The following is a 17875-nucleotide window of genomic DNA, read 5'->3' as shown; positions in this document are numbered from 1 at the left end:
CATGAACCGCAAGCTACGCCCAGCCTACCTGGGCCTGCTGCTGGGCACCGCGCTGATCGGCCTCGGCGTGGCCTACGAAAAGCTCTGGTGCGACCCCCGCGAACTGCTGCAGGAGGCCGCCGATCCCCAGGCCCTGCACACCCTCAGCCGCGACGGCGTGACCGTGGAGTTCGAGGCGCGCCCCTTAAGCGGCGGCGAACTGCGCGAGGGCGACTTTGCCAATATTCGCTTCAAGGTCAGCGACCAGAGCAGTGGCCAGCCGCTGTCGGGCATGGCTCCCGGCGCCTGGCTCGACCCCGCGCAGTCGGCACCGGTGGGCGACCGCGACAGCAGCTGCAAGGCGCGGGTGGCGCTGTTCCTCAAGAGCAGCATCGGCGCGCGTCCTTTGCTCGATCTGAACAGCTACTTCCTGCTGGTGCTGAACAAGGACGCCAGCCTTACCGTGATCGACCCGACCGTGTCGGTAGGCGGGGTCACCAGCACCCTGGCGCGCATCGACCTGCCGGGACGGCCCATGGACTGGGTGGCCACGGGCGATGACAAGCAAGTATTCGTGTCCATGCCCGATCGCAACCAGGTGGCGCTGATCGACACCGAGACCTTCACCCGCGTGGCCACCCTGGAGGCCGGCGAGCAGCCGCTGCGGGTGGCGCTGCAACCCGACCAGCGCCTGCTGTGGGTGGGCAACAACAGTCAGGACCCGGCCAAGGGCGGGGTGACGGTGATCGACGTCCCCAGCCGGACCATGCTCAAGTCGTTCGTCACCGGCTCTGGCCACCACGAGATCGCCTTCAGCGCCGATTCGCGCTTCGCCTTCGTCAGCAATCGCGACGGCGGCACCCTGAGTGTCATCGACACCGCGCAGATGCGCCTGGTGAAGACGCTTGAGGTCGGTCCGCATCCGCTATCGGTGGCTTACTCGCCCTTGTCACAGGCGGTGTACGTGGTCGATGGCCAGGAGGGCACGGTGCGGGTGATCGACGCGCGCAGCCTCAGCCTGCGCCACACGGTCCAGGCCGAGCGGGGCCTGGGGCCGATGCGTTTCAGCCACGATGGCCGCTACGGCGTGGTGCTAAACACCCTGGAGAACCAGGCGCTGGTGATCGACGCCAGCACCGACCAACTGATCCACCGCATCCCGGTGGCCGCCGAGCCCTACCAGCTGACCTTTACCAAGGCCTACGCCTACGTGCGCGGCCTAGCCTCGCCGAAGGTGAGCATGATCAACCTGGCAAGCCTGGGGCAGGGGCGCACGCCGATCGTCCAGGGCTTCGAGGCCGGCCCGGCGGCGCCGCGCCAGGCCGGTGATCTGCCGCTGGCCCAGGGCGTGAGCAGCTCCCGCGACGACAACTCGGTGTTCGTGGTCAACCCGGTGGACAACACCACCTACTTCTACGCCGAGGGCATGAACGCGCCGATGTCGGGCTACAACAACCGCGGCCACCAGGCCCGCGCCGCGTTGGTCATCGACCGTAGCCTGCGCGAGGTGGCCCCGGGGGTATATGGCTCGACGGTCAAGCTGCCGGCGGCCGGCACCTTCGACGTGGCGTTCCTGCTCAACCAGCCGCAGATCATCCACTGCTTCAGCACCGAGGTCGCGGCGCTGCCGCAGTCGAGCCTGCGCAAGCGGGCCCATGCCGAATTCATCGGCACCGCCCGGCCGTTGCGCCAGCACGCGCCCTACATGGCCCAAGTGCGCATCCTCGGTGAGGACGGCAAGCCGCGCCAGGGGCTTGAAGACCTGAGCCTGCGCTACTTCCTGGCGCCTTCGTCGCTGCCGCGCAATGTAGCGCTGGTCGAGGTGGGCGAGGGGCTCTATCAGGCGCCGCTGGAACTGGCCACGGCTGGCGCCTGGTACCTGCATGTGCAGTCGCCCACCCTCGGGCGCAGCTTCGCAGAAGACAACTACACCAGCCTGCGCGTCCTGCCGGCCGCAACGGCACCAACCGCTTCCCAAGGGGAACCCAGGAGTGTGCGATGAACCGTCCGCAGGGTGGAAAACTGTTTGGCCTGAGCCTGCTGCTGGCCAGCAACCTGGCCTTGGCGCATGCCGGCCACGACCATGGCGGCCAGCCCGAAGCCCCACCGGCCGCCCACCAGGAAAAGGCCAGTGTGCGCTTCGCCGACGTGGCGCTGCTGGATCAGGACGGCATGCCGATACGCCTGGAGAAGGATCTGGTGGGGGATCACCTGGTGGTCATGGGCTTCATCTACACCAGTTGCACCACGGTGTGCCCGGTGGTCTCGTCAATCATGAGCAAGGTCCAGCAGCAGCTGGGCGGGCGGGTGGGCGAGGAGATCCGCCTGGTGTCGATCAGCATCGATCCGCAGCGCGATGATTCGAAACGCCTGGCCGGGTATGCCCGGGCGTTCCAGCACGGGCCGGGGTGGAGCTGGCTGACCGGCTCGCCCTATGCCATCAGCGAGACGCTCAAGGGGCTTGGCAGCTTCAGCGCCAACCTCAGCGAGCACCCGCCGCTGATCCTGGTCGGTGACGGGCGCAGCGGGCACTGGACGCGTTACTACGGCTTCACCGACCCCAACGTGCTGATCGGCGAGATCAACCGCCTGAGCGCACGCCGGGTGCACGCCAAAAGCACAGCCATTGCCGGGCAGGAGGCACAGCCATGAGGGCGCAGACTTCTCGCCACGCCGGCATGCGCAGCCTCGACTGGCTGGTGCTTGGTGGCTGCCTGTGGATCCTCGCCTCGGTCGCGTTCGCCCACGAAGGTCACGCGCCGGCACCGCAACCCGCGCCGCAGCCGATGGTCAGCGGCAGCGGCACCCGCGATGCGCAGGCCTGGTTCACCGACACCGTGCTCAAGGACCAGGACGGCCGCGAGCTGCGCTTTTACAGCGATGTGCTCAAGGACAAGGTGGTGATGCTCAACGTGATCTTCACCCACTGCAACGACGCCTGCCCGCTGATCACCCGCAAGTTGCGCGAGGTGCGCGAGGCCATGGGGCCGGAGCTTGCGGCGCAGGTGACCTTCGTCTCGGTGAGCAGCGATCCTTTGAACGACACGCCCGAGGTGCTCAAGGCGTTTGCCCGCAAGCAAGGGGTGGAGGGGCCGAACTGGCTGTTCCTGACCGGCGACAAGGCCAGCGTCGACCTGGTGCTCGGGCGCCTGGGGCAGTTCCTGCCCAGCCCCGAGCAGCATTCGACGCAGTTGATCGCCGGCGACGTGGCAGGCAAGCGCTGGAGCAAGATCCGCCCGGACGCGCCACCGGCGGCGATTGCCCAGCGCATGCAGCTGCTGGCTCAGCCGCTGGCGGGGCGGTGAGCGCATGAACAGGCGCACCGTCGCTCCCACGTTGGTCATGCTCATGATGGGGTGGTGCCTGTGCGGGGCGGTGCAACTGAGCGAACAGGAACTCGCCGGCAAGCGCCTCTATCGCGAAGGCGTCTCCAGCAGCGACGCCCAGTTGCTGGCCCGGGTGGGGCCGGGGGACATGAGCGTGCCGGCCAGCGTGCTGCCGTGTGCCAGTTGCCACGGCAACGACGGGCGCGGCCGCAGTGAGGGCGGGGTGCGCCCGCCGAGCCTGGACTGGCAGCGCCTGGCCCTCGGCACGGGCGATCGCGAGGCCAACAACCGACGCTATCCGGCCTATACCGAAGCCAGCCTGGCGCGGGTCGTGCGCAGTGGGGTCGATCCTGCCGGCAATCGGCTGGACCCGGCCATGCCGCGCTTCGAGCTGAGCCTGGCCGACCAGCGCAACCTGGCGGCCTACCTCAAGCGCTTGGGCGAAGACCGCGATCCGGGCGTGGAGGAGAGCACCTTGCGCTTGGGTACCTTGCTCCCCGAACAGGGCCCGCTGGCCGAGACCGGACGGACGGTGAGGGCGGTGCTGGAGGATGGCGTCGCACAGCTGAACCAGGCGGGGGGCATCCATGGCCGCCGCTTGCAGCTGATTGCGCTGGACCCGGGACCGGATTCGGCCAGTACCGCGCAGGCGCTGGACCAGTTGATCCAGCGTGAGCGGGTTTTCGCCCTGATTGCGCCCGTGGCACCGCAGCTCGACAGTCGCCAGTTGGAACAGGCGGGCCTGCCGCTGATCGGCGCCACGCCGCGCAGTGGCGGCAGCGCTCAGGTATTCGACCCTTTACCGGGCGTACCCGAGCAATTGCTCAGCGTGGCCCTGCATGCCCGCGATAGCCTTGGCCTGGCCCGCGATGCCGTGCAGTTGGTCTATGCCGGCGAAGACCAGGTCGAGGCGGCGCAGGTCGTACAGCAGCGTTTGCGCCAGTTGGGCTTTACCGGCGTATCCGCGCAAGCGTTCACGGGCCAGGCGCTGGCGGGCGAGGGCATCGTCTTCCTGGGGCGCGCCCAGGGGTTTGCCGAGCTGGCCGCCAGTCTGCAGGCCGGCGGGCGCAAACCCTACCTGCTTGCCGCGTCGAGCCAGGTGGCCGGTGCCGTGCCGGGGCTGGCACCGGCTTGGTCGCGGCGGGTGCTGCTGGCCTATCCGTTCGTGCCCGGCGACTGGACCGCTCGTGGCCGGGAGACCCTGGCCGGCGTGCAGCAGCGCCAGGGGCTGGAGCCACGTCAGGCGTCATTGCAGGTCAGCACGCTGTGCGCCTGGCAGTTGCTGGTCGAAGCGCTGAAACAGGTGGGACGCGACGCCAGCCGCGAACAACTGCTCGGCGCCCTGGAACAGTTGCATGACGTCGACACCGGCCTGACACCGCTGCTGGGCTTCGGCCCCGGACGTCGCCAGGGCATGGCCGGCGCCCATGTGGTGGCGGTGAGCCTGCCGGGGCCGAGCTTTGCCGAGGTGGCGCCGTACCGTCCGGTACCGGACACACCATGACCCTTTCAGGAGTGGATCACCATGCGCGTACTGATTGCCTGCCTGCTGTCATTGCTTGCCCTGGCAAGCCACGCCGACACGCCAGTGGCGCGGGTCAATGGCGTGGATATCGGCGTGCTGCGCCTGGAGCACTACTTCAGCGAATACCTCCAGGCCCAGGGGCGGGCGGTGGCGAGCATCCGCAACCCCAACCTGTACCAGCGTCTGCGCGAGCAGGCCCTGGATGAGCTGATCGACAAGGAGCTGCTGTGGCAGGAGGCCCAGCGCCAGGGTATCGAGGTCAGTGACGCGCAGGTGACGGCGCGGGTCGGCGAGGTGGAGGCGGCCTTCGGCAGCCCGGCGGTGTTCGAGCGGCGGCTGGAGGAGGCGGGCTTCGATCGGCGCAGCTTCGCTGACTACACTCGACAGGAGATGGCCGCCCAGCAGGTCTACGCCCGTTTGACGGCGGTGGCGTCGCCCAGCGAAGCCGAGGTGGCGGCCTTCCATCAGGCCAATGGGCAAAGACTGCAAGGGATGCAGAACCAAAGTGATAATACTTCTGTCTCATCTGAACACGGCCTGCGCCTGGCCAGGGATGCGCTTGTCGCGCAATTGCAGGCCCAGGCGCGGCAAGCAGTGCGCCAACGTTTGCGTGATTCCGCTACAGTGGAGCGCGCCGACTGAAGGGACGCCAAGGCGTTTCCCCATTGTTGGGGAATGCCCCAAAGGCAAAGTGCCATCAGCTTCCCCGGTTGTGGGGGAAGGTCTGCCGGCACGACCTGAAATGGATTGAAAGCTACAACGATATCAATGACTTGAAAGCGGTGCGCAATGACTTTTCATGCCTGGCACGAAGCCTGCTCAAGCCTCTACAAGGCCGCACTTCGCAGACCGGGGAACCGGGCAGTTCATGGGAGTGGACCTTGGTGAACAGAGTATTGGTAGTCGATGACGAACAGACCCTTGCGCAGAACCTGCAAGCGTATCTGCAGGCGCAAGGCCTGGAGGTCCATCTCGCCCACGACGGTACTGCGGGTATCGAACTGGCCGAGCAACTGGCACCGGACGTGATCGTGCTGGATTACCGCTTGCCCGACATGGAGGGGTTTCAGGTCCTGGAGACCGTGCGCAGGAACAGGTCGTGTCATTTCGTGCTGATTACCGCCCACCCGACCGCCGAGGTCCGTGAGCGCGCCGCCGAGCTGGGTGTGACCCATGTCCTGTTCAAGCCGTTCCCGCTGATGGAACTGGCCCGCGCCGTCTTCGACCTGATGGGCATCGAGCGCCAGCGCAGGAGCACCGACCAGCCGGCCGCGGGGTTCGTCGAACGACGCCAGAACAGGAACGAATCGTTCCCCTTGCAGTTGTACGATGGCAGCTGGGTGCTGGCCGACCGCCGACGCAACGGCGCCAAGCCAGGCGAACCTGACGACGAACAACTGCTCACCGGGGAATAGCGGCGCCCAAGGTCCCCCAGCCTGCGGCGCCGCCCCTGAGCGGAGTCGCAGGCCATGTCCCAGGCATTCGATGCAGATTCATCGCTACCCACGATCGCTGGCTACCCCCGTGACCTCCTGGCCCAGGCCCGCCAGCAAGCCGGCGAAGAGCGCTTGCTGGCCTGCCTGGAGCGGCTCTCCCGCGACACGCCCAGCACCTTCACCCAGCGCCTGGCCATCACCCTGCATTACCCGGTGCTCGCCACCCAGACCTTGTTCGCCTGCGCCCCGGCCTTCGACCTGGTCAGCCTGGCGCAATGCCTGAAGCGTGAATTCGCCCTGGTCGAGCACGATGGCGAGCGCCTCGGCGTGTTCGCCGACCCCTTCGACAGCGCCCGCCTGGCCTGGATCGACGACTGCCTGCAGGGCGCGCCGCTGTACCTGGTCCATGCCGCCGACCTGGCCGCATTCCTGGCCCGCCACGAAGAGAGCTTCCACGCCGTCGACGCCCTCGGCCACGACGCGGAGGCCGGCGGCGAGGCCGACCCGCTGCAGCGCCTGTCGCTGACCAGCATCAGCGAAGACCAGAGCCGGGTGGTCAAGCTGGTCAACTCGACCCTGTATGACGCCCTCAAGCTGCACGCCAGCGACATCCACTTAGGCATGACCGGCCAGGGCCTGACCATCAAGTACCGCATCGACGGCGTGCTCAACGGTGCCGGCAAGGCCAGCGGCAGTGCCTTCGCCGAGCAGGTGATCTCGAGGATCAAGGTCATGGCCGAACTGGACATCGGCGAAAAGCGCGTCCCCCAGGACGGGCGCTTCAAGGTGGCCATCGGCGAGCGGCAGATCGACTTTCGCGTCTCGATCATGCCAAGCATCTTCGGCGAGGACGCGGTGCTGCGGGTGCTGGACAAGCAGGACCTGTCCGACCAGGTCAGCGGCGTGCAGTTGCAGGCCCTGGGTTTCGAGGAACACACCCTGCGCGCCCTGCGCCGGCTGGCCAGCGAGCCCTACGGCATGATCCTGGTCACCGGGCCCACCGGCAGCGGCAAGACCACCACGCTGTACGCCATGCTCAGCGAGATCAACCACGGCGTCGACAAGATCATCACCATCGAGGACCCGGTCGAGTACCAGCTGCCCGGCGTGCTGCAGATCCCGGTCAACGAGAAGAAGGGCCTGACCTTCGCCCGCGGCCTGCGTTCGATCCTGCGCCACGACCCGGACAAGATCCTGGTCGGCGAGATCCGTGACCCGGACACCGCGCAGATCGCCGTGCAGTCGGCGCTCACCGGGCATCTGGTGTTCACCACCATCCACGCCAACAACGTGTTCGACGTGATCGGCCGTTTCAGCCAGATGCAGGTCGACCCCTATAGCTTTGTCTCGGCGCTCAACGCCGTGCTGGCCCAGCGTCTGGTGCGCCTGGCCTGCGTGCATTGCGCGGTGCCCTGCGAGCCCGACGACGAACTGCTCGCCGCCTCGGGCCTGGCCCGTGACGCGGTGGCCGGCTGGCGCTTCGTGCGCGCCCAGGGTTGCGGCCAGTGCCGTAGCAGTGGCTACCGCGGGCGCAACGCCATCGCCGAGCTGCTGCACCTGGACGACGACCTGCGGCAGATGATCGTCGAACGCCGCCCGCTCGCGCAGATCAAGCAGCTGGCCTGCCAACGTGGCCTGCGCCAGCTGCGCGCCTCGGCCCTGGACCTGGTCCGTGACGGCCGCACCACACTCGAGGAGATCAACCGTGTCACATTTATCGCCTGATCGGTACTGCGCCGTGCTCGGCGCCGAGAGTGTCGGCCTGGGTCGCTGGCACGGTCATCAACACCAGTGGCTGGGCAGCCGCGCCTTCAGTTGCGACGCCACCCAACCCGCCTGGGCCCCGGCCCTGGAGGCCCTGGCCGGCCTGCTCGGCGAGCACCCGGCACGCGGTGCGCAACTGCGGGTGCTGCTCTCGGCCCGCTACAGCCGCTTCTGCCTGGTGCCCTGGAGCGACGCCATCGGCACCCCGGGCGAGCTGGACACCTACGCCCGGGCCTGCTTCGAACACCTCTACGGCCAGGCCCTGGACGACTGGCGCATCGTGCTGTCGCCGGAGCCGGCGGGTGCCGCGCGCATCGCCACCGCGCTGCCCGAGGCGCTCCTTCAGGGCCTGCAGGCCCTGGGCCGGGAAAGCCGCCTGAGCCTGCGCTCGGTGCAGCCTTACCTGATGGCCGCCTACAACCGCTGCTCGGCGCAGTTGGCCCAGGGCGACTTCCTCTTCGTGCTTGCCGAGCCGCGCCGCAGCGTGCTGCTGCTGGCCGCCGGCGGCGCTTGGCAACAGGTGCTGGCCCAGGGCTGTGCCGACAGCGACCAGGCCCTGCAGGCGCTGATCGAGCGCACGTGCGAGCTGTACGGCGAGCAGCCGCCGCGGGTGTACCTGCATGCGCCGGGGCGCACGACGGCCTCGCACCTGGTGGCGGTGCAGCTGTGCGCGCCGAGCGCCGAGGCCGACCCGCTGTGCGCCATGTGGCGGGCGGTGGCCTGAGATGCGCCGCCTCGACCTGGAATTCCAGCCCCGTCACAGCAGCCCCCTGGCCTGGTCGCTGCTGGCCCTGGGCGGTGCCGTGCTGGCGGTGCTGCTGCTGGCCCAGCAGCAACTGGTGAGCGAGCAGGTGGACCTGGAAGGCCGCGTGCATCAGCTCGAACTCAAGCTCGGCCGGCGCCCGGCCACCGCTGCCGTGCAAAGCAGCGCGGTGATCCGCGAGCAGGCCGAGCGCCTGGCACAGATGCGCAGCGTCTCGCAGCAGCTTCAGCGGCCCTGGCAGCAGCTGTTTGCCATGCTCGAGGCGATGCCGCAGGAAGACGTGGCGCTGCTCAGCCTCACCCCTGACGCGCGCAAGGGCCAGGTTCGCATCAGTGCCGAGGCGCGCAACCTCGAAGCGATGCTGCAGTACCACCAGCGCCTGGAACGCAGCAGCGAGCTGTCCGATGTGTCGCTGCTCAACCATGAGGTGCTGGCCGGGCAAGCCGAGCATCCGGTGCGTTTCAACCTCACTGCCACCTGGGAGACCGGCCATGCGCGTCCCTAGCCTGATCGTCCATGAAACGCTGCGGCGCCTGGGCCGGGCAGGGCTGGCCGCACTGCTGGTCGGCGTCCTGGCGCTGGCCGTCTGCCTGGCCGGGGTGCTGCCACAGTGGCAGACAGTGCGCGAGCTGCGCGCCAGCGAGGCCGACGCCAGCGCCCAGGTGCAGCGTCTGGCGCGTGGCGAGCTGAAGGTCCAGGCCCGGCCCGAGCAACAGGCGCTGGACGAACTGCGCCAGCAGCTGCCCGGCCAGCCTCAGGCCAGCGAACTGATCGAGCGCCTGTACCACCTGGCCAGCGCCGAGCGCATCAGCCTGTCCCGCGGTGAATACGCCCTGGGGGTGGACCCCAAGACCCAGTTGGCGCGCTATCAGATCGTCCTGCCGGTACGCGGCAGCTACCCCCAGATCCGCGGCTTCCTCAAGGCGCTGATCGGCCAATTGCCGACCCTGGTGCTGGAAGACCTGGAGCTGCAACGCAAGCGGATCGGTGACCGGGAACTGACCGGTCGTGTGCGCATGACCCTTTACCTGTCGAGGTCGTGATGAACACTCAGCGTGCGGTGATGTGGGCAGGGTTCCTGGGGCTGAGCGCCGCGCTGGCGTGGGCGCCTGGTCACTGGTTCGGCCTGGAGGAGGCTGGTCCGATCGCGGGGCAAGCCCGCTTCCTCGCAACTTCCACCCATGTGGAAGCGGGCTCGCCCCGCGATGAGGCGGTAAGCCCCTCACGCGACCTGTTCCCCAGCCAGCAATGGACCCCACCCCAGGCCCTGGCCACCGTCACCGAACAACCCGTGGTCACCGCCCCGGTGACCGTCGCGCCCACCGCCCCGACGCTGCCGTTTCGCTTCATCGGCCGCATGGGCGAGCGCGACGACCTGCAGATCTTCCTGCAGAGCGGCGACAAGCTCTACGTCGTGCGCCAGGGCGATGTGATCGATGACACCTACCGTCTGGACCACGTCTCGGCCACCGAGCTGGGCCTGGTCTACCTGCCACTGCACCAGCCACAGACCCTGTCTGTCGGGAGCGCACCATGAAATCGTCGAAGTTGTGCAAGCCTGCGCCGTTCATGCTCCTGGCCCTGTGTGTGGCCATCGGCGGATGCGGCTCGAGCGCCGTGCGCAAGGACAGCCAGGAACTGATCAAGGAAGGCCAGTACGAGGCGGGGATCGCCCGCCTGGAGGAGGCCCTGCGCGAGGACCCGCGCGACACCGAACTGAACATCGCCCTGGCCCATGGCCGTCAGGCGGCGGTAGAGGCGCTGCTGACCCAGGCCGACAGCGACCGCGCGCGCCACGACTTCGCCGGCGCGCGCATGGGCTACGGCCGGGTGCTGACCATAGAGGCCAACAACCGCCGCGCCCAGGAAGGCATCCGCCAGCTGGAGTTGATCCGCACCCTAGACGATCGCGTCGCCCTCGGCCAGGCGGCGTTGCGCCAGGGCGACCTGTTCGGCGCCGAACGCTACATGCGCGAAGTGCTGCGCCTGGATCCGCAGAACCAGAAGGGCCAGACCCTGCGCAGCGACATCGAGAACGTCCAGGCGCGTACCGCCACGCCGTACCCGCAGCTGCGCAGCAAGCTGGAGCGCCCGGTGACCCTGGAGTTTCGCGATGCCGATCTCAAGACCATCTTCGAGGTGCTGGCCCAGGTCGCCGGAATCAACTTCATCTTCGACAAGGACCTGCGCCCGGACATGAAGGCCACCATCTTCGTGCGCGAGGTGCGCATCGAGGACGCCGTGGCCCTGTTGCTGGAGCAGAACCAGTTGCGCCAGAAGATCGTCAACGACAACACCCTGCTGGTCTACCCGGACTCACCGCAGAAGACCAAGGACTACCAGGAACTGGTCATGCGCACCTTCTACCTGACCAGCATCGACGCCAATACCGCGCTGAACATGGTCAAGACCATGCTCAAGACCCGTGACGTGTTCGTCGACGAGCGCCTCAACACCCTGACCATGCGCGACACCCCCGACGCCGTGCGCATGGCCGAGAAGCTGCTGCAGTCCCAGGACCAGTCCAACCCCGAGGTGGTGCTGGAGGTGGAGGTGATGGAGGTGGCCACCTCGCGCATCCTCGACCTCGGCCTGCAATGGCCCAACACCTTCGGCGTGCTGACCAGCGATGGCAAGTCGGTGAGCGTGCTCGACCAGCTGCGCGGCATCGACTCCAGCCGCATCAGCATCTCGCCGGCGCCACAGGCCAAGATCAATGCCCAGGACAAGGACATCAACACCCTGGCCAGCCCGGTGATCCGGGTCAGCAACCGCGAGCAGGCGCGCATCCACATCGGCCAGCGGGTGCCGATCATCAGCGCCACCTCGGTGCCCTCGACCCAAGGCCCGGTGATCACCGAAAGCGTCACCTATCTGGACGTCGGCCTCAAGCTCGAAGTACAGCCCACCGTGCACCTGAACAACGAGGTGGCGATCAAGGTGGCCCTGGAAGTGAGCAACGCCACGCCCCTGGAAGCGACCCGCCAGGGCACCATTCCGGTCCAGGTCGACACCCGCAATGCCCAGACCAGCCTGCGCCTGCACGACGGCGAGACGCAGGTGCTGGCCGGGCTGGTGCGCAACGACCACAACGCCAGCGGCAACAAGATCCCGGGGCTGGGTGACATTCCCGGCCTGGGTCGGCTGTTCGGCAGCAACAAGGACGACATGAGCAAGTCCGAACTGGTGCTGGCGATCACCCCGCGTATCGTGCGCAACCTGCCGTACCAGAGCCCGTCGGACATGGAGTTCGCCACCGGCACCGAGTCGGCCCTGCAGGTGCGCCAGCTGGCCCAGCCGGTGCCGGCCAGCGCCGTGCCCACCGAGGCCCCGGACGACGAGTCGCAGGGGGCGCCACGGGTGGAAGGGCAGATGGCGGTAGTGCCGGCCAGCCCGAGGCCACGGCCATGACACCCCGCCAGCAGGGCTTCAGCCTGATCGAGGTGGTGCTGACCCTGGCGCTGCTCGGGCTGCTCGCCAGCATGGCCGCGCCACTGACCGAAACCGTGGTGCGACGGGGCAAGGAGCAGCAGCTGCGCGAGGCCCTGTACCAGATCCGCGACGCCATCGATGCCTACAAGCGCGCCTTCGACGCCGGCTACATCGAGAAGCGCCTGAACGCCAGTGGCTATCCGCCGAACCTGCAGGTGCTGGTAGACGGCGTGCGCGATGTGCGCAGCGCCAAGGGCGCGAAGTTCTACTTCCTGCGGCGCATCCCCCACGATCCGCTGCGCGCGGTCAAGGCCGACGACCAGGGCGACTGGGGCCTGCGCGCCTATGACAGCGCTGCCGACAATCCGCGCGAGGGCGAGGACGTGTTCGACGTCTATTCCAAGGCCGCCGGCAAGGGCCTCAACAACGTTCCCTACGGGCAATGGTGACGGCGATGAAACCGAGCAAAGGCTTCACCCTCATCGAACTGCTGGTGGTGATGGCTATTATCGCCACCTTGATGACCATCGCCATGCCGCGCTACTTCAACAGCCTGGAGGCCTCCCGCGAGGCCACCCTGCGCCAGAGCCTGGCGGTGCTGCGCGAGGCCCTGGACCACTACTACGGCGACACCGGGCACTACCCCGATTCCCTCGACCAATTGGTGGAGCAGCGCTACCTGCGTAACACCCCGGTCGACCCGATCACCGAGCGCCGCGATGCCTGGCAAGTGGTGCCACCGCCTGAGGGCGTGGCCGGCGGGGTGGCCGACATCAAGAGTGGAGCCAGCGGGAGGGCGCGTGATGGCAGCCTCTATGCCGAATGGTGAAACCGGCTTCACCTACCTGGGCGTGCTGCTGCTGATCGCCGTCAGCAGCGTGGCCCTGGCGGCCACCGGCACCCTGTGGGCCACCAGCGTGCAGCGCGAGCGTGAGCGCCAGTTGCTGTGGGTGGGCGGTCAGTATGCCCAGGCCTTGCGCAGCTACTACCGCGCCTCGCCGGGCTTGGCCCAGTACCCACATGACCTGGGTGAACTGGTGGAGGACAACCGTTTCCCGGCACCGCAGCGTCACTTGCGCAGGCTCTATCCAGACCCGATCGGCGGTGAAGAATGGGGCCTGCTGCGCGCGGCCGATGGCCGCATCACCGGGGTGTACAGCCGCTCCGAGGCCACGCCGCTCAAACGCAGCGGTTTTGATGCCCAGTGGAGCGGTTTCGAGGGGCTGGAGCACTACAGCGACTGGCAGTTCGTCGCCGAGCAGGCGTTTGCCGAAAGCGCCGGCGGCGCCCGCCAGCACGCAGGCCCGGGAGAAGCGCCATGAAACGCCTGGCCGCGTTGTTGTGCCTGTGCCTGGCGCTGCTGCAGGGCCAGGCCCGGGCGGGCGCCGAGGACGAGATGATGGGATTTATCGTCGACAACACCATCTCGCACATCGGCCACGACTTCTATCACGCCTTCAGCGACCGGCTGCGCGCCACCAGCCGGCTCGACTTCAACCTGGTGGTGCGCGAACGCCCGGATGCCCGCTGGGGCAGCCTGGTGACGGTGGAGTACGAGCGCGAGGTGCTGTACCGGCGTTTCCTGCCGCCCAATACCACGCAACTCAACGACGAGGCCATCGCGGCCGCCGACCTGGTCAGGCAACAGATCGTTCAGCGCAAGCTGCAACGACTGCTGCAGGACACAACTGATCTTGAGAGGGACGAGCTATGAGCACCCACCTTGCACGACGCATCGCCGCCTGCCTGCTGGCTGCCGGCCTCGGTGGCCAGGCCTTGGCCACGGAGCTGGTGTACACCCCGGTCAATCCGTCCTTCGGCGGCAATCCGATCAATGGCACCTGGCTGTTGAACAACGCCCAGGCGCAGAACGACTACGACGATCCCGACCTCAAGGACCGCACTTCGGCGTTCGCCGGGACCTCGGCCCTGGAGCGCTTCAGCAACCAGCTCGAATCGCGCTTGCTTGGGCAACTGCTGGACACCATCAGCAACGGCAACACCGGCAGCATGTCCACCGACGCCTTCCTGATCGACGTCATCGACGATTCGGGGGCGCTGAGCATCAAGGTCACCGACCGGGCCACCGGGGAAGTCTCGATCATCGAGGTCAGCGGCCTGAACCCCTGAGAGGGACGGGTCTTTACTGGGGAGAGAACGCCATGAAACGCCTGCTGAGCACACTGCTGGTCCTCGCCGCCCTGGGTAGCCTGCACGGCTGCGGCCTGCGCGAGCCGATGCCCGCCGAACAGGACCCCGAGACCCCGACGCTGACGCCGCGGGCCTCGACCTACTATGACCTGGTCAACATGCCGCGGCCCCGCGGTCGGCTGATGGCGGTGGTGTACGGTTTCCGCGACCAGACCGGGCAGTACAAGCCGACCCCGGCCAGCTCGTTCTCCACCAGCGTCACCCAGGGGGCGGCGAGCATGCTGATGGACGCGCTCAACGCCAGCGGCTGGTTCGTGGTGCTGGAGCGCGAGGGCCTGCAGAACCTGCTGACCGAGCGCAAGATCATCCGCGCCTCGCAGAAGAAACCCGATGTGGCGGAAAACATCCAGGGCGAGCTGCCGCCGCTGCAGGCGGCCAACCTGATGCTCGAGGGCGGCATCATCGCCTACGACACCAACGTGCGCAGCGGCGGCGAGGGCGCCCGCTACCTGGGCATCGGCCTGTCCCGTGAATACCGGGTCGACCAGGTTACGGTCAACCTGCGGGCGGTGGACGTGCGCACCGGCCAGGTGCTGGCCAATGTGATGACCAGCAAGACCATCTACTCGGTCGGGCAGAACGCCGGGGTGTTCAAGTTCATCGAGTTCAAGAAGCTGCTCGAAGCCGAGGTGGGCTATACCACCAACGAGCCGGCGCAGCTGTGCGTGCTGTCGGCCATCGAAGCCGCGGTGGGGCACCTGCTGGCCCAGGGGATCGAGCGGCGGTTGTGGCAGGTAGCGGGGGATGGGGCGGGGGACAAGGCGGTGCTGGACAAATATCTGAGTCAGTATCAGCAGCCGTAAGCCGAGGTAACGCTCCTACAGGGGAAACGCATTGCGTGAGGATCCTGGATCCGGCTTCATATCATAGCGTTGCCGAGCCTGAACAATCGCTGGCATGTTCGACTCCGCCCAATGCGCCAGTTGCTCCACCGTGCTACCCAGTGTCGCGCCCAGTTCGGTCAGGGCGTATTCGACGGTGGGCGGTACGGTCGGGTGTACCTGGCGTTCCACCAGGCCATCGCGCTCGAGCTTCTTCAGGGTCTGCGACAGCACCTTCTGCGAGACGCCGGCGATATCCCGTCGACCCTGCCGCCGGGGCGGGCGCAGGGCGTTGAAGGGCCGCTGAAGGCTTCCCGGGCATTCCGCGCGGCGGTGCCGGACCTGCGCTGTGAGGTGCTGCAGATGATCGTCGCGGGCGACCGGGTCACCGCGGCGCTGCGCTTCACCGGCCATTTCACCGGCACGCTGGGCGAGCACCAAGGCCAGGGCCAAGCCATCGACTTCATCGCCATGGACATCTACCGCATTGCCGATGGCCGGATCGCCGAGGACTGGCACCTGGAGGACAACCTGGCGTTCATGCACCAGGCGGGCCTGGTGGGGCGTTGAACCCTGTGATCAGCTAAACCCCCGAGGCGGATTGACCGGCGCGTCGTCCTGGGCCAGGGTCCAGCGAGCGATGTCGTCCTTGCGCATGAAGGCCACCCCGGCATGGCTGCGGGCGTAGGCGAAGAACTGGTCCAGCGCCCGCACCACGGTGGGCGTGCCGCCGATGCGGTCATGGGCCGACAGTGACATCAGCCGGCGGCGCTGGCTGCCTTCGGCGTACAGCACGTCGAACTCGTCCTTGAGCTCCTGCAGCAAGGCGGCGCCGGTCATCGCCGTGGATCCGGCGATGCGGCCGATGTCATTGTTGCGCAGGGTGTAGGACACCACGGCGAACGGCTTGCCGCGCACCGGGGTGATCGAGGGCTCGTCACGGGCCAGGTCGTCGATGTGGTAGAGGAAGCCCAGGTCCTGGAGGATATTCAGGGTCTCGCGGGAGTGGCGCATCCAGAACGCGTTGAAGCCCAGCGGACGCTGCCCGGTAACGCGTTCAATGATAGCGCTGGCCTGCTCGTACTGGCGGCGTTCCTCTGCGGGCGTCAGGCTGTACTGGGGCGCCCAGTGCAGGCCGTGCCCGGCGGCCTCATGACCGCGCCGGACCACCTCGGCCGCCAGCTCCGGGTAGGCTTCAACAGCCTTGCCGACCATGTGCGAGGTGACTTTGATGCCGTGCCGGTCGAATAGCGCGAGCAGGCGCGGCACGCCTTCCAGCGGGCCGTAGCGGTACCAGCTGGGGGCTATGGTGTCGGGGTAGCGTGGGTCCAGTGGCGGGAAAGGGCTTTCGGCATGCTCCGGCTGCCCACCTGATTCGAACTGCAACGACACCGAGATCACCAGTTGCGCGCCGTTGGGCCAGAACGCCTTGCCACCGCCGTTGCCGGGCGTCGTCCCGTTGCTGCTGCCGGGCTGGCTTGCCAGTGCCGCGCCCGCCGCCACGGCGATGCCGCCGGCGAGGGTGCCTTTCACGAAGTCTCTTCTGCTGGTCATCGGTTCGCTCCTGAGTGCGTGGGTTTCGATACCGGGCAGTGTAATTAGCGGAAAAATCGCTAATAATTAGCCTAAAGGCAAAATCATATTTCGGAAAAATCGAAAGCCATGTTGGATCAACTGGCGTTGTTCCTTACCATCATCGAAAAGGGCAGTCTGTCGGCGGCGGGCCGTGACCGCGGGCTGTCACCGGCCACGGTGTCCGAGCGCCTGTCGGCGCTGGAGGCGCATTACGGGGTGACGCTGCTGACCCGCAGCACCCGCTCGCTCAGCCTGACCGACGCCGGTCGCCTGCTGGCCGACGGCGCCCGGCGCCTGCTGGCAGAGGCCGAGGAGTTGCAGAGCCAGCTGCAGGACGGCCAACAGAAGATCTCCGGGCTGGTGCGCCTGAGCGCGCCGGTGGACCTCGGCCAGCACTGCATCGTGCCGCTGCTCGACCGTTTCCTTGCTGAGCACCCCGACGTGTCGATCGACCTGGACCTGACCGACGGCTACGTCGACCTTGTCGGGCAGGGCATCGACCTCGCCATCCGCTACGGCACATTGGCCGACAGCTCCCTGCGCGCCAGACCCCTGGGCGACAACCGCCGGGTGGTGTGCGCCGCGCCCGACTACCTGCGCCGGCATGGCATACCGCTGCACCCGGACGACCTGGCGCGGCACGACTGCATCGTCATGCGCTTCGGCATCCACACCGAGCGGGTCTGGCCGTTCCGTCTGGGCGCGGCGGCGTATCCGGTCAGCGTGCGCGGCCGGCGCGTCGCCAACAACGGCGAGCAGGTGCGGCGCTGGGCCCTGGCCGGGCATGGCCTGTGCCTGAAGTCGCTGCGCGATGTGCAGGATGACCTGGACGAAGGCAGGCTGGTGGAGGTGCTGGGTGACTTCAGCGCCGGGCCGGTGGCGCTGCAGATCGTCTATCCGCCGACCCGGGTGCAACCGAGGCGGGTGCGGGCGCTGATGGAGGCGATCGTGGCGCAGCTTGGTTGAACAGGCCGCTCCTACAGGGGATAGACAGTTGCCTGGCTGAACTATAGTGATGAGCGGCCAGTGCGTGACGACAAGGG

General features: G+C 67.7%; 21 protein-coding genes and 1 pseudogene. 20 read left to right on the top strand and 2 right to left on the bottom strand.

The annotated features are described in order from the left end of the window. Position 1 precedes the first annotated feature (1 nt). The 18 genes from K5H97_RS14655 to K5H97_RS14570 all read left to right on the top strand — a co-directional run bounded on the left by K5H97_RS14655 (position 2) and on the right by K5H97_RS14570 (position 15239). Positions 2-1981 carry a cytochrome D1 domain-containing protein gene (locus tag K5H97_RS14655; protein WP_028688951.1) on the top strand — a complete coding sequence of 660 codons (1980 nt, stop codon included), beginning with the start codon at positions 2-4 and terminating at the stop codon, positions 1979-1981. Further along, positions 1978-2631 (top strand): SCO family protein, encoded by a 654-nt coding sequence (locus tag K5H97_RS14650; protein WP_028688950.1) that lies wholly within the window; start codon positions 1978-1980, stop codon positions 2629-2631. The genes K5H97_RS14655 and K5H97_RS14650 overlap by 4 nt, the downstream gene beginning before the upstream one ends. Continuing rightward, the gene (locus K5H97_RS14645; protein WP_028688949.1) at positions 2628-3284 is read left to right on the top strand and encodes an SCO family protein; all 657 of its coding nucleotides are present in this window, start codon (positions 2628-2630) and stop codon (positions 3282-3284) included. The genes K5H97_RS14650 and K5H97_RS14645 overlap by 4 nt, the downstream gene beginning before the upstream one ends. A gap of 37 nt (positions 3285-3321) precedes the next feature. Beyond that, positions 3322-4809 carry a cytochrome c/ABC transporter substrate-binding protein gene (locus tag K5H97_RS14640; RefSeq protein WP_028688948.1) on the top strand — a complete coding sequence of 496 codons (1488 nt, stop codon included), beginning with the start codon at positions 3322-3324 and terminating at the stop codon, positions 4807-4809. A 21-nt stretch (positions 4810-4830) separates the two neighbouring features. Then, the gene (locus K5H97_RS14635) at positions 4831-5472 is read left to right on the top strand and encodes a SurA N-terminal domain-containing protein (RefSeq protein WP_028688947.1); all 642 of its coding nucleotides are present in this window, start codon (positions 4831-4833) and stop codon (positions 5470-5472) included. A gap of 239 nt (positions 5473-5711) precedes the next feature. Continuing rightward, the gene (locus tag K5H97_RS14630; protein WP_028688946.1) at positions 5712-6245 is read left to right on the top strand and encodes a response regulator; all 534 of its coding nucleotides are present in this window, start codon (positions 5712-5714) and stop codon (positions 6243-6245) included. A 54-nt stretch (positions 6246-6299) separates the two neighbouring features. Beyond that, positions 6300-7991 (top strand): GspE/PulE family protein, encoded by a 1692-nt coding sequence (locus K5H97_RS14625; RefSeq protein WP_028688945.1) that lies wholly within the window; start codon positions 6300-6302, stop codon positions 7989-7991. After that, on the top strand, positions 7972-8754 hold the full coding sequence (locus tag K5H97_RS14620) for a hypothetical protein (RefSeq protein WP_028688944.1): 783 nt from the start codon (positions 7972-7974) through the stop codon (positions 8752-8754). The genes K5H97_RS14625 and K5H97_RS14620 overlap by 20 nt, the downstream gene beginning before the upstream one ends. Position 8755: 1 nt before the next feature. After that, positions 8756-9298, top strand: a complete 543-nt coding sequence (locus K5H97_RS14615; protein WP_028688943.1) for a PilN domain-containing protein — start codon at positions 8756-8758, stop codon at positions 9296-9298. Then, complete coding sequence (gene pilO, locus K5H97_RS14610) at positions 9285-9836, top strand: type 4a pilus biogenesis protein PilO (RefSeq protein WP_028688942.1); 552 nt, start codon at positions 9285-9287, stop codon at positions 9834-9836. Before K5H97_RS14615 ends, pilO begins: the two co-directional genes overlap by 14 nt. Beyond that, on the top strand, positions 9836-10330 hold the full coding sequence (locus K5H97_RS14605; protein WP_028688941.1) for a hypothetical protein: 495 nt from the start codon (positions 9836-9838) through the stop codon (positions 10328-10330). Before pilO ends, K5H97_RS14605 begins: the two co-directional genes overlap by 1 nt. Beyond that, positions 10327-12204: a secretin N-terminal domain-containing protein gene (locus tag K5H97_RS14600; protein ID WP_028688940.1), complete on the top strand. Its 1878-nt coding sequence runs from the start codon at positions 10327-10329 to the stop codon at positions 12202-12204. Before K5H97_RS14605 ends, K5H97_RS14600 begins: the two co-directional genes overlap by 4 nt. Next, on the top strand, positions 12201-12674 hold the full coding sequence (locus K5H97_RS14595) for a type II secretion system protein (protein WP_028688939.1): 474 nt from the start codon (positions 12201-12203) through the stop codon (positions 12672-12674). The genes K5H97_RS14600 and K5H97_RS14595 overlap by 4 nt, the downstream gene beginning before the upstream one ends. A 5-nt stretch (positions 12675-12679) precedes the next feature. Next, positions 12680-13054 (top strand): type II secretion system protein, encoded by a 375-nt coding sequence (locus K5H97_RS14590; protein WP_028688938.1) that lies wholly within the window; start codon positions 12680-12682, stop codon positions 13052-13054. Next, on the top strand, positions 13029-13547 hold the full coding sequence (locus K5H97_RS14585) for a type II secretion system protein (RefSeq protein WP_028688937.1): 519 nt from the start codon (positions 13029-13031) through the stop codon (positions 13545-13547). The genes K5H97_RS14590 and K5H97_RS14585 overlap by 26 nt, the downstream gene beginning before the upstream one ends. Beyond that, positions 13544-13939 (top strand): curli production assembly/transport protein CsgE, encoded by a 396-nt coding sequence (csgE, locus tag K5H97_RS14580; RefSeq protein ID WP_028688936.1) that lies wholly within the window; start codon positions 13544-13546, stop codon positions 13937-13939. The genes K5H97_RS14585 and csgE overlap by 4 nt, the downstream gene beginning before the upstream one ends. Further along, positions 13936-14355 (top strand): curli assembly protein CsgF, encoded by a 420-nt coding sequence (locus K5H97_RS14575; protein ID WP_028688935.1) that lies wholly within the window; start codon positions 13936-13938, stop codon positions 14353-14355. The genes csgE and K5H97_RS14575 overlap by 4 nt, the downstream gene beginning before the upstream one ends. Positions 14356-14387: 32 nt before the next feature. After that, a complete protein-coding gene (locus K5H97_RS14570) occupies positions 14388-15239 on the top strand; it encodes a CsgG/HfaB family protein (protein WP_028688934.1) in 852 nt (283 codons plus the stop codon). A 15-nt stretch (positions 15240-15254) separates the two neighbouring features. Here the strand turns inward: K5H97_RS14570 and K5H97_RS29670 are convergent, their stop codons facing one another. Beyond that, on the bottom strand, positions 15255-15491 hold the full coding sequence (locus K5H97_RS29670; protein WP_232853805.1) for a winged helix-turn-helix transcriptional regulator: 237 nt from the start codon (positions 15489-15491) through the stop codon (positions 15255-15257). 30 nt (positions 15492-15521) lie between these two features. On the opposite strand from K5H97_RS29670, the pseudogene K5H97_RS14560 reads away from it, so the two are divergent. Further along, positions 15522-15827: pseudogene (locus K5H97_RS14560) on the top strand (ester cyclase); the annotation flags it as partial. 9 nt (positions 15828-15836) lie between these two features. On the opposite strand, the gene K5H97_RS14555 reads toward K5H97_RS14560, so the two are convergent. Further along, positions 15837-16811: a polysaccharide deacetylase family protein gene (locus tag K5H97_RS14555; RefSeq protein ID WP_028688933.1), complete on the bottom strand. Its 975-nt coding sequence runs from the start codon at positions 16809-16811 to the stop codon at positions 15837-15839. A 108-nt stretch (positions 16812-16919) separates the two neighbouring features. On the opposite strand from K5H97_RS14555, the gene K5H97_RS14550 reads away from it, so the two are divergent. Continuing rightward, positions 16920-17798 (top strand): LysR family transcriptional regulator, encoded by an 879-nt coding sequence (locus K5H97_RS14550; protein ID WP_028688932.1) that lies wholly within the window; start codon positions 16920-16922, stop codon positions 17796-17798. Positions 17799-17875: the final 77 nt, after the last annotated feature.

Origin of the sequence: Pseudomonas mosselii (assembly GCF_019823065.1) — a bacterium.
Lineage (GTDB): Bacteria > Pseudomonadota > Gammaproteobacteria > Pseudomonadales > Pseudomonadaceae > Aquipseudomonas > Aquipseudomonas mosselii.
This window is presented reverse-complemented; position numbering and strand designations above follow the sequence as displayed.